General features: G+C 68.4%; 13 protein-coding genes. 12 read left to right on the forward strand and 1 reads right to left on the reverse strand.

Features of this window, described 5'->3' with window-relative positions; translation table 11 throughout:
• Positions 1-46 precede the first annotated feature (46 nt).
• Positions 47-1,057 carry a GlxA family transcriptional regulator gene (locus ACTIF2_RS26530; protein ID WP_439500143.1) on the reverse strand — a complete coding sequence of 337 codons (1,011 nt, stop codon included), beginning with the start codon at positions 1,055-1,057 and terminating at the stop codon, positions 47-49.
• Between the two features lie 95 nt (positions 1,058-1,152).
• Here ACTIF2_RS26530 and ACTIF2_RS26535 point away from each other — a divergent pair, with 95 nt between their 5' ends.
• The 12 genes from ACTIF2_RS26535 (at position 1,153) to ACTIF2_RS26590 (ending at position 13,094) form a co-directional block, all read left to right on the forward strand.
• On the forward strand, positions 1,153-2,403 hold the full coding sequence (locus ACTIF2_RS26535; RefSeq protein ID WP_439500144.1) for a sarcosine oxidase subunit beta family protein: 1,251 nt from the start codon (positions 1,153-1,155) through the stop codon (positions 2,401-2,403).
• A 22-nt stretch (positions 2,404-2,425) separates the two neighbouring features.
• Positions 2,426-2,701, forward strand: a complete 276-nt coding sequence (locus ACTIF2_RS26540; protein ID WP_439500145.1) for a sarcosine oxidase subunit delta — start codon at positions 2,426-2,428, stop codon at positions 2,699-2,701.
• Positions 2,698-5,685 (forward strand): sarcosine oxidase subunit alpha family protein, encoded by a 2,988-nt coding sequence (locus ACTIF2_RS26545; RefSeq protein ID WP_439500146.1) that lies wholly within the window; start codon positions 2,698-2,700, stop codon positions 5,683-5,685. Before ACTIF2_RS26540 ends, ACTIF2_RS26545 begins: the two co-directional genes overlap by 4 nt.
• Positions 5,678-6,307 carry a sarcosine oxidase subunit gamma gene (locus ACTIF2_RS26550; RefSeq protein ID WP_439500147.1) on the forward strand — a complete coding sequence of 210 codons (630 nt, stop codon included), beginning with the start codon at positions 5,678-5,680 and terminating at the stop codon, positions 6,305-6,307. The genes ACTIF2_RS26545 and ACTIF2_RS26550 overlap by 8 nt, the downstream gene beginning before the upstream one ends.
• A gap of 83 nt (positions 6,308-6,390) precedes the next feature.
• Entirely contained in the window at positions 6,391-7,254 is an 864-nt protein-coding gene (purU, locus tag ACTIF2_RS26555; RefSeq protein WP_439500148.1) for a formyltetrahydrofolate deformylase, read from the forward strand.
• Between the two features lie 168 nt (positions 7,255-7,422).
• The gene (locus ACTIF2_RS26560; protein ID WP_439500149.1) at positions 7,423-7,821 is read left to right on the forward strand and encodes a RidA family protein; all 399 of its coding nucleotides are present in this window, start codon (positions 7,423-7,425) and stop codon (positions 7,819-7,821) included.
• A 106-nt stretch (positions 7,822-7,927) separates the two neighbouring features.
• On the forward strand, positions 7,928-8,458 hold the full coding sequence (locus ACTIF2_RS26565) for a hypothetical protein (protein ID WP_439500150.1): 531 nt from the start codon (positions 7,928-7,930) through the stop codon (positions 8,456-8,458).
• 255 nt (positions 8,459-8,713) lie between these two features.
• Positions 8,714-9,712 (forward strand): tonB-system energizer ExbB, encoded by a 999-nt coding sequence (gene exbB, locus ACTIF2_RS26570; protein WP_439500151.1) that lies wholly within the window; start codon positions 8,714-8,716, stop codon positions 9,710-9,712.
• Between the two features lie 3 nt (positions 9,713-9,715).
• Positions 9,716-10,174 (forward strand): TonB system transport protein ExbD, encoded by a 459-nt coding sequence (gene exbD, locus ACTIF2_RS26575; RefSeq protein ID WP_439500152.1) that lies wholly within the window; start codon positions 9,716-9,718, stop codon positions 10,172-10,174.
• Entirely contained in the window at positions 10,171-11,025 is an 855-nt protein-coding gene (locus ACTIF2_RS26580; protein ID WP_439500153.1) for an energy transducer TonB family protein, read from the forward strand. Before exbD ends, ACTIF2_RS26580 begins: the two co-directional genes overlap by 4 nt.
• Before the next feature lie 46 nt (positions 11,026-11,071).
• Positions 11,072-11,236 (forward strand): glycine zipper domain-containing protein, encoded by a 165-nt coding sequence (locus ACTIF2_RS26585; protein ID WP_439500154.1) that lies wholly within the window; start codon positions 11,072-11,074, stop codon positions 11,234-11,236.
• Between the two features lie 154 nt (positions 11,237-11,390).
• Positions 11,391-13,094, forward strand: coding sequence for an ABC transporter ATP-binding protein (locus tag ACTIF2_RS26590; protein ID WP_439500155.1), 1,704 nt, complete (start codon positions 11,391-11,393; stop codon positions 13,092-13,094).
• Positions 13,095-13,154 lie beyond the last annotated feature (60 nt).

Here is a 13,154-nt window from a genome sequence, read left to right on the forward strand (position 1 = left end):
GCCTATGCCGCGGAAGATTTGTCGCAAAGCGACGTTTGCTTGATCTTCAGCGCCAAACCGCCTTGCGGTGGGGAACGCGCTCGGCGCGAGGCGAATGGCTGAAGCGGGCGCGATAGGCCCGAGAAAAATGGCTCGCGCTCGAAAAGCCGCAGGCCAGCGCGATCTCGAGCACCGAGAGGCTGGTCTGGCGCAGCAGGTCACGGGCGCGCTCCAGCCGCAGGCCGAGATAATGCTCGCCGAGCGAGCGGCCGAGATGCAGCCGGAACAGCCGCTCGAGCTGGCGCAGCGAGACGCCGGCGGTGCGGGCGAGCTCACCACGCGACAGGGGCGCCTCCAGGTTCTGCTCCATCCGCCCGACGACGCGCAGCAGCGGCGCATGGCTGACGCCGAGCCGTTCGCGCAGCGGCATGCGCTGCGGCCCCTCGCCTTCCCTGACATGGGTCTGCAGGAACCATTCGCTGACCGCGAGCGCGAGCTCGCTGCCATGCTCGCGGGCAATGACGGCGTGCATCATGTCGAGGGGGGCGGTGCCGCCGCTGGAGGTCAGCCGGTCGCGGTCGATCTCGTAGAGCGAGCGGCGCAGGTCGAGATTCGGGTAGTCCTCGATGAAGGCCGGCGCATGCTCCCAGTGGATCGTGAAGCGATAGCCGCCGAGCACGTTCGCCCGCGCCAGGATATAGGGCCCGCCCGAGACGCCGCCGAGCCTGACGCCGCGGCGCGCCAGCTGCCTGAGCCAGGCGAAGGTGGCGGGATGCTGGAAGGCGGCCGGATTGCCGCCGGCGCAGACGAGAAGGTAGTCGAGCCGGGCCTCCTCGCCGACGCCGAAATCGGCCCGGATGTCGACGCCGTTCGAGGCCGGCGCCGGGGCGCCGTCGATCGAGACATGGCTCCAGCGATAAAGATTGCGGCCGGAGAGCCGGTTCGCGGCGCGCAGCGGCTCGATCGCGGAGGCATAGGCGAGCAGCGCGAAATCGGGGATGAGCAGGAAGCCGACATGAGTCGGCGCGGCTTCGCTGCCTCCGTCGCTCAAAGTCAAACTCGCGTCGCTGATGGTCATGTCCGCCAGACTATGTTCGGCAATCTCACGATGACAAGCCCGGCGCCAAATCCTGTCCGGCCGAGACCTTCTGGTACAAGACCTCCGGGTATCCGATGCGCTATTCGATCTTCTCCCTCGCTGCCCAGACGCTGAAAGGCCATCGCGGCTGGACGCCGGCCTGGCGCGACGCCGCGCCGAAGGGCGAATACGACGTGCTGGTCATTGGCGGCGGCGGCCACGGGCTGGCAACAGCCTATTACCTCGCGAGCCAGCACGGCATCACGAACGTGGCGGTGATCGAGAAGGGCTATATCGGCTCGGGCAATGTCGGGCGGAACACCACGATCATCCGCTCGAACTACCTCCTGCCCGGCAACACGCCGTTCTACGAGCACTCCCTGAAGCTCTGGGAGGGGCTGGAGCAGGACATCAACTACAACGCGATGGTCAGCCAGCGCGGCGTGCTGAACCTCTTCCATTCGGACGCCCAGCGCGACGCTTTCGCTAGGCGCGGCAACGCCATGCGGCTCGCCGGGGTCGATGCCGACCTGCTCGACCGCGAACAGGTGCGCGCCATGGTGCCGTTCCTGAACTACGAGGATGGCCGCTTCCCGATCCAGGGCGGGCTCCTGCAGAAGCGCGGCGGCTCAGTGCGGCACGACGCCGTCGCCTGGGGCTATGCCCGCGCCGCCGACCAGCGCGGCGTCGACATCGTCCAGAACTGCGAGGTCACCGGGCTCGACATCACGGACGGCCGCATCACCGGCGTGCAGACGACGCGTGGCGCGATCAGGGCGAAGAAGGTCGCGCTGGCCGTCGCCGGCAATTCCTCGCGGCTGGTGGCGATGGCCGGGATGCGGCTGCCGATCGAGAGCCATGTGCTGCAGGCTTTCGTCTCGGAAGGCGTCAAGCCGCTGATCGACAATGTCGTGACCTATGGCGCCGGTCATTTCTACATCAGCCAGTCGGACAAGGGCGGGCTCGTCTTCGGCGGCGATATCGACGGCTACAACTCCTACGCCCAGCGCGGCAATTTGCCAGTGATCGAGGACGTGATGGAATCGGCGATGGCGCTCTGGCCGGGACTCGGCCGCATCCGCATGCTGCGCCACTGGGGTGGCATCATGGACATGTCGATGGACGGCTCGCCGATCATCGACCACACGCCGGTCCAGGGCCTCTATCTCAATGCCGGCTGGTGCTATGGCGGCTTCAAGGCGACGCCGGCCTCGGGCTGGTGCTTCGCGCATCTGATCGCCCGAGACGAACCGCACGAGGTCGCGACCGCCTTCAGGCTCGACCGTTTCGCGACCGGCCGCGTCATCGACGAAAAGGGCGCCGGCGCCCAGCCAAATCTGCACTGAGCCGGCTCAGGATACCTTCCCCATGCGCATCACCTGCCCTTATTGCGGCGCCCGCGACGTCCAGGAATTCACTTATCTCGGCGACGCCAATCCGAAGCGGCCCGACGGAATGGCAACGACGGAAGCGGCGATGCACGACTATGTCTACCAGCGCGGCAATCCGGCCGGGCGGCATCGCGAGCTCTGGTATCACGGCGCCGGCTGCCATGCCTGGCTGGTCGTGACCCGCAACACCAGGAGCCATGCCATCGAGGCGGTCGAGCCAGCCAAGGCGCTCGCCAAGGGAGACGCGGCATGAGCGCCGAGCAGCCTTTCCGCCGCGGCGATGGCGGCCTGATCGAGCGGGCGCAGCCGCAGGGCTTCCGCTTCGACGGCAAGAGCTACCTGGGTTTTGCCGGCGACACGCTGGCCTCGGCATTGCTCGCCAATGGCGTGCGCCTCGTCGGCCGCTCCTTCAAATACCACCGGCCGCGCGGCATCCTCTCGGCCGGGCCGGAGGAGCCCAATGCGCTGGTCGAGCTGCGCTCGGGCGCACGGCGCGAGCCGAACACGCGGGCCACGGTCGCCGAGCTCTATGACGGGCTCGAGGCCGCCAGCCAGAACCGCTGGCCCTCGCTCGCCTTCGACATCCTGTCGGTCAACTCGCTGCTCGCGCCGGCCCTGACCGCCGGCTTCTACTACAAGACCTTCATGTGGCCGGCGAGCTTCTGGGAGAAGCTCTACGAGCCGCTGATCCGCCGTGCGGCGGGACTCGGCCGGGCCGCGATGGCCGAGGATCCGGACCATTACGAGAAGGCCTTCGCCTTCTGCGACGTGCTCGTCATCGGCGGCGGGCCGGCCGGGCTCTCGGCCGCGTTGGCAGCGGGGCGCAGCGGCGCCCGCGTCATCCTCTGCGACGAGGATTTCCGGCCGGGCGGCCGCCTGCTCGCCGACAAGCGCGAGATCGAGGCGCGCGCCGGCTCGGAATGGCTCGCCGACACGCTCGCCGAGCTTGCGAGCCTGCCCGAGGTGCGGATCATGCCGCGCAGCACGGTCTATGGCGTCTATGATCACGGCATCTATGGCGTGATCGAGCGCGTCAACGACCATCTGCCGGTGCCGCCGGCGCATCAGCCGCGCCAGCGGGCCTGGCGCATCCATGCGAAGCGCGCCGTGCTGGCGGCCGGCGCGATCGAGCGGCCGATCGTCTTCGCCGGCAACGACACGCCGGGCGTGATGCTGGCCGGCTCCGTCAGGGCCTATCTCAATCGCTATGCCGTGCTGCCCGGGCGCGAGGCCGTGGTCTTCACCACCGGTGACGATGGCTGGGCGACAGCGCGCGACCTCGCCGCCGCAGGCGCCAGGGTCGCGGCCATCGTCGATCCGCGCCCGCAGCTCGATGCAGCGCTCGTCGCACTCGCCAAGGCGATCGGCGCGCGCCTCTTCGCCGGCAGCACCGTCAGCCGCGCCTCGGGCGGCAAGGCGCTGAGCCAGGTGACGATCCGCGAGGCCTCGGGACAGGAGACAGGCATCGCCTGCGACCTGCTCGCCGTCTCGAATGGCTGGAACCCGACGCTGCACCTGACCTCGCACCAGAATACGCGGCCGGTCTGGGACGAGGCGATCCAGGCCTTCGTGCCGGGCACGCTGCCCGCCGGCCTGAGCGTCGCCGGAACCGCCGCCGGCCGCTTCACCCTGGCGCAGACGCTGGAAGACGGCGCACGGCTCGGCGCCGAGGCCGCAGCCGATTGCGGCCTCAAAGCGAAGGCGCTGCCGCCCGTCCCGAAGACCGACCCGGAGGCGAGCGCGGTCTCGCCTGTCTGGCGGGTCAAGGGCGGCAAGGGGAAGGCCTTCGTCGATTTTCAGAACGACGTCACCGACAGCGATGTCGAGCTTGCGGCGCGCGAAGGGTTCAAGCCCGTCGAGCATCTCAAGCGCTACACCACGCTCGGCATGGCGACCGACCAGGGCAAGACCTCGAACATCAGCGGCCTCGCCATCATGGCCGAGCAGACCGGCAGGACGATCCCCGAGACCGGCACGACGATCTTCCGCCCGCCCTATACGCCGGTCGCGATCGGCGCGCTGGCCGGCCATCATCGCGGCAAGGATTTCCGGCCGATCCGGCTTGCGCCCACGCATCGCTGGTCGCAGGAGCAGGGCGCCGTCTTCGTCGAGAGCGGCGCCTGGATGCGCGCCCAGTATTATCCGAAACCCGGCGAGGATCATTGGCTGACCACGGTCAACCGCGAGGTGCTGGCGGTGCGCAACGGCGTCGGTCTCTGCGACGTCTCGACGCTCGGCAAGATCGACATCCAGGGCGCCGGCGCCGCCGAGTTCCTCGAGCGCGTCTATATCAATGGCTGGAAGGCGCTCCCCGTCGGCAAGGCGCGCTACGGGCTGATGCTGCGCGAGGACGGCTTCGTCATGGATGACGGCACCACCTCGCGGCTGGCCGAGGCGCATTTCCTGATGACGACCACCACGGCCAATGCCGGCAAGGTGATGCAGCATCTCGAATTCTGCCACCAGGTGCTGTGGCCCGATCTCGACGTCCGCATGACCTCGGTCTCGGAGCAATGGGCGCAGGCCGCTATCGCCGGGCCGAAGGCGCGCGAGGTGCTGCGCGGCGTCGTCGATGCCCAGCACGATCTCTCGAACGAGGCCTTCCCCTATCTCGCGGCGCGCTCCGTCACGGTCGGCGGCGGTATCCCCGCCCGGCTCTTCCGCATCTCCTTCTCCGGCGAGCTCGCCTATGAGCTCGCCGTCCCGGCCGATCATGGCGAGGCGATGATGCAGGCTCTGATGGCGGCGGGCGCCGAGCACGGCATCACGCCCTATGGCACCGAGGCGCTCGGCGTGATGCGGATCGAGAAGGGCCATGTCGCCGGCAACGAGCTCAACGGCCAGACCACCGCACGCGATCTCGGTCTTGGCCGGATGATGTCGTCGAAGAAGGATTTCCTCGGCCGCGTCATGGCCGGGCGCGCGGCGCTGGTCGAGGCGGACCGTCCGATGCTCGTCGGCTTCAGGCCGGTCGAGACCGGACAGCGCCTGCGCGCCGGCGCGCATTTCATCGGCATCGGCAAGCCGGCGACCATGGCGCATGACGAGGGCTACATGACCTCGGTCGCCTATTCGCCGGTGCTGAAGCACTGGATCGGGCTCGGCCTGCTCAGGAACGGGCCGCAGCGCATCGGCGAGCGCATCCGCGCCGTCGATCCCGTCCGCAACGGCGACATCGTCGTCGAGATCTGCAACCCGATCTTCGTCGATCCGGAAGGAGCGCGCCTGCATGTCTGAGGCAGCGACCATGGCGGCGTGGCAGCCGCGCGGCCCCTGGGCCGGCATCATCGCGCCGGGCCCCTTCGGCGCGACCGGGCAGGCCGGAATCTCGGTCGCAACGCGCGACGGGCTCGGAATCGCCAGCCTGATCGCGACGGAAGGCGGGCACGATGCGCTGGCAGCGGCGCTGAAGCCGATGGGGCTCGATCTGCCGGCGACGCCGCGCGCCGTCTTCGCGAACGGGCACGGCCTGATCTGGGCCGGGCCGGAGCAATGGCTGCTCATCGCCGAGAGCCGGGACGGCTTCGCGGAGCTGCTGCGCGACCTCGGTGCGGTGGCGGCCGTCAGCGACCAGTCGGACGGTCGCGCGACATTGCGGCTGTCGGGACCGAATATCCGCGACGCCCTCGCCAAGGGCTGCATGATCGACCTGCACCCTTCGGTTTTCCCAGTCGGCGCAACCGCCCTGACGAGCATCGCCTATATGGGCGTGCATCTCTGGCGGCTCGCGGACGATCCGGCGTCGGGCGACGGGGTCTTCGAGATCGCGGCCGCGCGCAGCATGGCGGGCAGCTTCTGGTCCTGGCTCTCCGCATCGGTCGCGGAATTCGGCTGCCTGGCGACGACGGGACGAGGTTGAGCGCAGCGCGGCGCGCGCCCTCAAAACCTCGCCTTTTTCCCATTTCTCTTCAGGAGGACCGCCCTGACCGGGCGGCGCCAGCCATGTCCGATCGTATCGCCATCCTCACCCTCTCCTGCCCCGACCGTCCGGGCATCGTCGCCGCCGTATCTAGCCTGCTGTTCGAGACCGGCTGCACCATCCGCGACGCCCAGCAATTCGACGATCTCGAGACCGGGCGCTTCTTCATGCGCGTCGTCTTCGAGCGCCTCGACGAGAGCCGCTCGCATGCCGAGATCACCGAAGCGTTCGGCACGCTCGCCGAGCGCTTCGCCATGGATTTCACCTTGCGCGAGCAGCATGCGAAGAAGCGCGTGATGCTGCTGGTCTCGAAATTCGACCATTGCCTCGCCGACCTGATCTATCGCTGGCGCATCGGCGAATTGCCGATGGAAATCGCGGGAATCGTCTCCAACCATGGCCGCGACAGCATCGCCTCGACCGATATCGGCGATCTGCCCTTCCATCATCTTCCGATCACCCGGCAGACCAAGATGGAGCAGGAGGCACGGATCTGGCAGCTCGTGCAGGAAAGCGGCACCGATCTCGTCGTGCTCGCGCGCTACATGCAGGTCCTGTCGGACGGGCTCTCGGCCAAGCTGCTCGGCCGCTGCATCAACATCCACCATTCCTTCCTGCCCGGCTTCAAGGGCGCCAAGCCCTATCACCAGGCGCATGAGCGCGGCGTGAAGCTGATCGGCGCGACGGCGCATTACGTCACGCCCGACCTCGACGAGGGGCCGATCATCGAGCAGGACGTCGAGCGCATCTCGCATCGCGATACGCCCGACGCGCTGGTGCGCAAAGGCCGCGATATCGAGCGGCGCGTGCTGGCGCGGGCGGTGCTGCAGCATCTCGAAGACCGCGTCGTGCTGAACGGCAAGAAGACCGTCGTCTTCACCGATTGAGGGCGCGACATACCGGGCTGCGCGGAAACTCCCTGCGGCCCGCCTCAACAACACGCATACGCCTCGTATGCGTGTTGACATACGGCACGTATGCTCCGATATGCCGCCATAGGGGGCGTATCTCAGGGAGGCGGGGATGCCTGCCTTGCCTGAATGGAGTGAAAAACGATGGCGAAACGCGATGCGGTCTTTCCTGCCGGACGGCAGGCGCTCTACGAGATCAACCGCTATTCGGCGGCGATCCGCTCGGGCGATCTTCTGTTCGTCTCGGGCCAGGTCGGTAGCCGCGAGGACGGCTCGCCCGAGCCGGTCTTCGAAAGCCAAGTCCAGCTTGCCTTCGACAATCTCACGGCAGTGCTGAAGGCCGCCGGCTGCACGTTCGACGACGTCGTCGACGTGACCTCCTTCCACACCGACCCGGCCACGCAATGGGAGACCGTCACCGCCGTCCGGCTGAAGGCGATCGGCGAAAAACCCTACCCGAACTGGACCGCGATCGGCGTGAACTGGCTGGCGGGCTTCGATTTCGAGATCAAGGTCATCGCGCGCATTCCCCAGTCGACCTGATCGATCGAGGACGCGGCCCGAAGAGGAAGGCCGGTCGAGGTCCCGCACGGCCTGATTTGGCTCGCCCCCCTTGCGAAGGCCGGGCCCGGCGCGCCATTGAAGCGCGATGACGCCTGTCTCCTTCTCCACCATGGCTGCGGCGCTCGGGCGCGGCCTGCTGCTGGTCGCGCGCGGCGCGCTGGCGCTGCTGATCCTGCTCGACGAGGCGGCGCGCCCGATCTACCGCCCGGCGGCGCGCTGGCTGGCGGAGCGCAAGCTGGTCGAGCGGGCCGAGGCGGCGATCGCGCAATTGCCGCGTTACGCCATCCTCGCCCTGCTCGCGGTGCCCTTTGCGATTGCCGAGCCGCTGAAGCTCGTCGGCCTCATCCTGATCGGGCGCGGCCAGGCGGTTCTCGGGCTCGTCATCCTGGCCTTCGCCTATCTGGCGAGCTTCCTGATCGTCGAGCGCATCTATCATGCCGGCCGCGCCAGGCTCCTGACCATCGGCTGGTTCGCCTGGGGCATGGCGATCATCGTCGACCTGCGCACGCGCCTGCTGAGCTGGGTGCGTGCCAGCTCGCTCTATGCCGCGGCGCTGCGCACCCGCGACGCCGTCCGCGCCTGGTGGCGGACGACGCGCCACGGGCGGCGAGGATAAGCTATTTAAAAATAGCGGAATTCCAGAATCGGCGAAGATTCCAGCCGGCCGGCGATATGACGCAGATGGATTCCCAAAACAAAGCCTTCATGCCGTCACGTTCCTGATCTTTACCTTTGACATCCGGAAGACAAATCGTCAGTAACGGCGACATATTGATACTCCTAGTTTTGATTTTTTCTAATTAAATTGTGGAATTATTGCCTTCCGCACTCAGCGCAGATTCTCTATCGGGACCACAGAGAGCCTATCGACATGACCGCCCAGGACAAGCTCGGCCGCAGATCAAGCCACGCCAACCGCGTCGGCTGGCCCAAACCGATGCTGCTTGGCCTCGCCCTTGCGCTGGCGCTCGCGGCTCCCGCTGGTACGAGCTTCGCCCAGACGCCCGCTGCGCCTCCCACGGCCGAACAGCCGGCAACGCCCGGCCCGGCCGAGAGCCCGAGCGGCGCGCATGGCCAGCCTGTCCCGACGCAACCGCCTGCGGCTCAGCCAGCGCCTGCTCCCGTGGTGACCGCGGCGCTGCCGCATGACCTGTCGCCCTGGGGCATGTTCATGGCAGCCGACATCGTCGTGAAGGCGGTGATGGTCGGCCTCGTCTTCGCCTCGCTGGTGACCTGGACGATCTGGCTTGCGAAAGCACTCGAACTGATGGGCGCCAAGGCCAAGGCGCGGCGCGCCGCGAACCGACTGGAGGAGGCCGACAGCCTCGAAGCCGCTGCGGAGGCGATCGCGACGGGCTGGACCCGGCGCGGCACCGTCGCCGAGCTCGTGCAGATCGCCCGCGACGAGACCCGCCGCTCGGTGGAGCTGTCCGACGATGGCATCAAGGAGCGCGTCGCGATCGCGCTCTCCCGGCTCGAAGCCCGGGCCGGACGCGCCATGGCGCGCGGCACCGGCCTGCTCGCGACGATCGGCTCGACGGCGCCCTTCGTCGGCCTGTTCGGCACGGTCTGGGGCATCATGAACTCCTTCATCGGCATCTCGCAGTCGAAGACGACCAATCTCGCCGTGGTCGCGCCGGGCATCGCCGAGGCGCTGCTTGCGACCGCGATCGGCCTCGTCGCGGCGATTCCGGCGGTGATCATCTACAACGTCTTCGCCCGTGCGATCTCCGGCTACCGCGCCGTGCTCTCGGACGCCTCGGGCGAGGTGCTGCGCCATCTCTCGCGCGATCTCGAGCGGGCGCGCCGCGCGGCGCAACGCCCCGGCCGGCCGCTGCACGCGGTGCCGCCGCTGATGTCGGCGGAGTGAGCCATGGCCGTCTCGCTCAAGGATCCGCAGGACGGCGATCTCGCCGAAGTCTCCGAGATCAACGTCACGCCCTTCATCGACGTCATCCTGGTGCTGCTGATCATCTTCATGGTCGCGGCCCCGCTCTCGACCGTCGATGTCGCGGTCGACCTGCCGGTCTCGAACGCGCAGCCGCAGCCGCGGCCCGACAAGCCGGTCTTCCTGACCGTGAAGGGCGACCTCTCGCTGGCGCTCGGCAATGACGGCGTGCCGCGCGAGCAGCTCCAGGCAATCCTCGACCAGCAGACCAGCAGCGACCGCGAGCAGCGCGTCTTCCTGCGTGCCGACGGCGCTGTCGCCTATCGCGACCTGATGGAGGTGATGAACCTGCTGCGCAATGCCGGCTACCTCAAGATCGCGCTGGTCGGCCTCGAGGATACCGGCCAGGGCAACGCCGCTCCCGCGGGCGGAGCCCGGCCATGAGCACAGCCCGCAGCGGCAAGGGGACGTCGAGCCTCTGGACTACCCTGCTGCGCTGGGGCACGGCCGCGCTCGTGGTCGCGACCGCCCATGGCGGCATGGCCTGGTTCGCGTTGAGCTGGCGGCCGAACGAGGCCGCGGCCGGGGCGCCCGAGCCCGCGATCATGATCGAGCTCGCCGCCGTCTCCGTCGCGCCCGAGGCGCCACCCGAAGAACTGCCGCCGGCACCGCAGGCGACCGAGGTCGAGCCGCCGCCGCCGGAGCCTCCCGAGCCGGTGAAGGAGCCGGACCCGCCGCCGGAGTCGGAGATCGAGCCGGAGCCCGTCCAGGTGCCGGAACCGGAGATCAAGCTGCCGGAGCTGCCGCAATTGCCGGATCCGGCCGCCGTGCTCGCTCCTCCGCCTCCCCCTCCGCCCAAGCGCATTGAACGCAAGCCGCCGCCGCCGAAGCAGCGCGTCGTCGAACGCAAGGTCGAGCGTGAGCGGCCACGCGCGAAGCGGGCCGCCGCGCCGCCGCCTTCGACCGCCCCGGCCGCCGCGCCATCGGCTGCGCCGGCCGGCGCGGCTGCGCGGCCCTCGGTCTCGACCGCGTCCTGGCGCGGCATGCTGATCGCTCATCTCAATCGCTACAAGCGCTTCCCGGGCGGAGCCAGCCCGGGCACGGTCCAGGTCGCCTTCTCGATCGACCAGAGCGGCCGCGTCATCTCGGCAAGGCTCGCCGGCAGCTCGGGCGATCCCGTGCTCGATCAGGAAGCGGTCAGCATGGTCCGGCGCGCGAGCCCGGTGCCGGCGCCGCCGGACGGCCTGGGACGCGGCGCCATCTCGCTGGCCGTGCCCGTGCGCTACAACCGGTGAGCGGATGCGCGGGGCGGGGAACCCCTGCCCGCGCCTCGGGTTCATCATGATGAAGCAGGGACTAAGGCTCGGCCAATGGATCGCGATCGGTATCGCCATAGGTGTCGCGATCGGCATTGCACTGGATAGTATCGGGGCCGGCATCGGCATCGGACTGGCGCTCGGCATCGCCATGAACCTGACGACCCGGCCTGACGGGGACGGGCCTTGAGGGCCCCCGCCATGCGCAAACGGCATTCCGCTCCGGCCCGATAGTTCCTATAGAGACTGGCGCCGCTCGCGCCTCCCGGGCGCGGGCGGGACGCAGGCCGGCGATCGCACGAGACCGATCCGAGCACGGCCGGATTTGAGAAGACATCGCCACCATGCTTCGCCGCTTCTTCGCCTATTACGCACCGCATCGCGGGCTCTTCCTGCTGGATTTTTCCTGCGCGGTCCTGTCGGGCCTGCTCGAGCTCGCCTTCCCCATGGCGGTGAAGTTCTTCATCGACTGGCTGCTGCCGGGGCAGAACTGGGGGCTGATCCTGGTCTGTGCCGCCGGGCTGCTGGTGATCTACCTGGTCAATAGCGGGCTGATGGCGGTGGTGACCTATTGGGGTCACATGCTCGGCATCAACATCGAGACCGAGATGCGCCGCAAGGCGTTCGACCATCTCCAGAAGCTCTCCTTCAGCTTTTTCGACAACCAGAAGACCGGCCATCTCGTCGCCCGCCTGACCAAGGACCTGGAGGAGATCGGCGAGGTCGCGCATCACGGACCCGAAGACCTGTTCATCGCCATCATGACGCTGATCGGAGCCTTCGCGCTGATGTTCATGGTCAGCCCGCAGCTCGCGCTGGTCACCGCGGCGATCGTGCCGCTGACCGGCTGGCTGACCAGCCGCTATGGCGGGCGGATGACGCGCAACTGGCAGATGCTGTTCTCCCGCGTCGGCAGCTTCAATGCGCGCATCGAGGAGAATGTCGGCGGCATCCGCGTCGTCCAGGCCTTCGCCAACGAGGAGCACGAGCGCCAGCTCTTCGCCCGCGACAACCAGAACTACCGGCAGACCAAGCTCGACGCCTACCGGATCATGGCGGCGACCATCTCGCTGAGCTATCTCAGCATGCGCCTGACCCAGATGGTGGTGATGGTCGCCGGCAGCTATCTCGTCATCATGGGCAGCCTGAGCCAGGGCGGCTTCGTCGGCTTCCTCCTGCTGATCACGGTGTTCTTCCGGCCGATCGAGAAGATCAACTCGGTGATCGAGACCTATCCGAAGGGCATTGCCGGCTTCCGACGCTATACCGAGTTCCTCGATACCGAGCCCGATATCGCCGACCGCGCCGACGCGCGAGAGACGCCGCGCCTCGCCGGCGAAATCCGCTACGAGAACGTCTCCTTCTCCTACCAGACCGGCCGGCAGGTGCTGGCCGGCATCGACCTGGCGATAAGGCCCGGCGAGACGGTCGCCTTCGTCGGCCCGTCGGGCGCCGGCAAGACGACGATCTGCTCGCTCCTGCCGCGCTTCTACGAGGTCAGTGGCGGGCGGATCACCATCGACGGCATCGACATCCGCGACATGACGCTGGCCTCGCTGCGCGGGCAGATCGGCATCGTCCAGCAGGACGTCTTCCTGTTCGCCGGCACGATGCGCGAGAACATCGCCTATGGCCGGCTCGAGGCCACGGAAGAGGAGATCCTCGAGGCCGCCCGCCGCGCCCGGCTTGACCAGGTCATCGCCGCGATGCCGGACGGGCTCGACACCGTCATCGGCGAGCGCGGCGTGAAGCTCTCGGGCGGGCAGAAGCAGCGCCTCGCCATCGCCCGGATCTTCCTGAAGAACCCGCCGATCCTGATCCTGGACGAGGCGACCTCGGCGCTGGACACCGAGACCGAGCGCGCCATCCAGCAATCGCTCTCGGAGCTGTCGCAGGGCCGCACGACACTGATGATCGCGCACCGGCTCGCGACGATCCGCGACGCCGACCGGATCGTCGTGGTCGACGCAACCGGCATCGCCGAGCAGGGCAGCCATGCCGACCTCGTCGCAGCCAACGGCATCTACCGCCGGCTGCACGAGGCGTGAGATCGGCTGCCGGTTCGTCCCCGTCATTGCGAGCGTCAGCGAAGCAATCCAGAAGGGCTC

It is taken from the genome of Allobosea sp. (assembly GCF_051860145.1).
GTDB lineage: Bacteria > Pseudomonadota > Alphaproteobacteria > Rhizobiales > Beijerinckiaceae > Allobosea.

Bases quoted from the DNA above. Each gene is read 5' to 3' on its own strand.
- ACTIF2_RS26530 (WP_439500143.1), bottom strand. From the start codon at position 1,057: ATGACCATCAGCGACGCGAGTTTGACTTTGAGCGACGGAGGCAGCGAA.
- ACTIF2_RS26535 (WP_439500144.1), top strand. From the start codon at position 1,153: ATGCGCTATTCGATCTTCTCCCTCGCTGCCCAGACGCTGAAAGGCCAT.
- ACTIF2_RS26540 (WP_439500145.1), top strand. From the start codon at position 2,426: ATGCGCATCACCTGCCCTTATTGCGGCGCCCGCGACGTCCAGGAATTC.
- ACTIF2_RS26545 (WP_439500146.1), top strand. From the start codon at position 2,698: ATGAGCGCCGAGCAGCCTTTCCGCCGCGGCGATGGCGGCCTGATCGAG.
- ACTIF2_RS26550 (WP_439500147.1), top strand. From the start codon at position 5,678: ATGTCTGAGGCAGCGACCATGGCGGCGTGGCAGCCGCGCGGCCCCTGG.
- purU (WP_439500148.1), top strand. From the start codon at position 6,391: ATGTCCGATCGTATCGCCATCCTCACCCTCTCCTGCCCCGACCGTCCG.
- ACTIF2_RS26560 (WP_439500149.1), top strand. From the start codon at position 7,423: ATGGCGAAACGCGATGCGGTCTTTCCTGCCGGACGGCAGGCGCTCTAC.
- ACTIF2_RS26565 (WP_439500150.1), top strand. From the start codon at position 7,928: ATGACGCCTGTCTCCTTCTCCACCATGGCTGCGGCGCTCGGGCGCGGC.
- exbB (WP_439500151.1), top strand. From the start codon at position 8,714: ATGACCGCCCAGGACAAGCTCGGCCGCAGATCAAGCCACGCCAACCGC.
- exbD (WP_439500152.1), top strand. From the start codon at position 9,716: ATGGCCGTCTCGCTCAAGGATCCGCAGGACGGCGATCTCGCCGAAGTC.
- ACTIF2_RS26580 (WP_439500153.1), top strand. From the start codon at position 10,171: ATGAGCACAGCCCGCAGCGGCAAGGGGACGTCGAGCCTCTGGACTACC.
- ACTIF2_RS26585 (WP_439500154.1), top strand. From the start codon at position 11,072: ATGATGAAGCAGGGACTAAGGCTCGGCCAATGGATCGCGATCGGTATC.
- ACTIF2_RS26590 (WP_439500155.1), top strand. From the start codon at position 11,391: ATGCTTCGCCGCTTCTTCGCCTATTACGCACCGCATCGCGGGCTCTTC.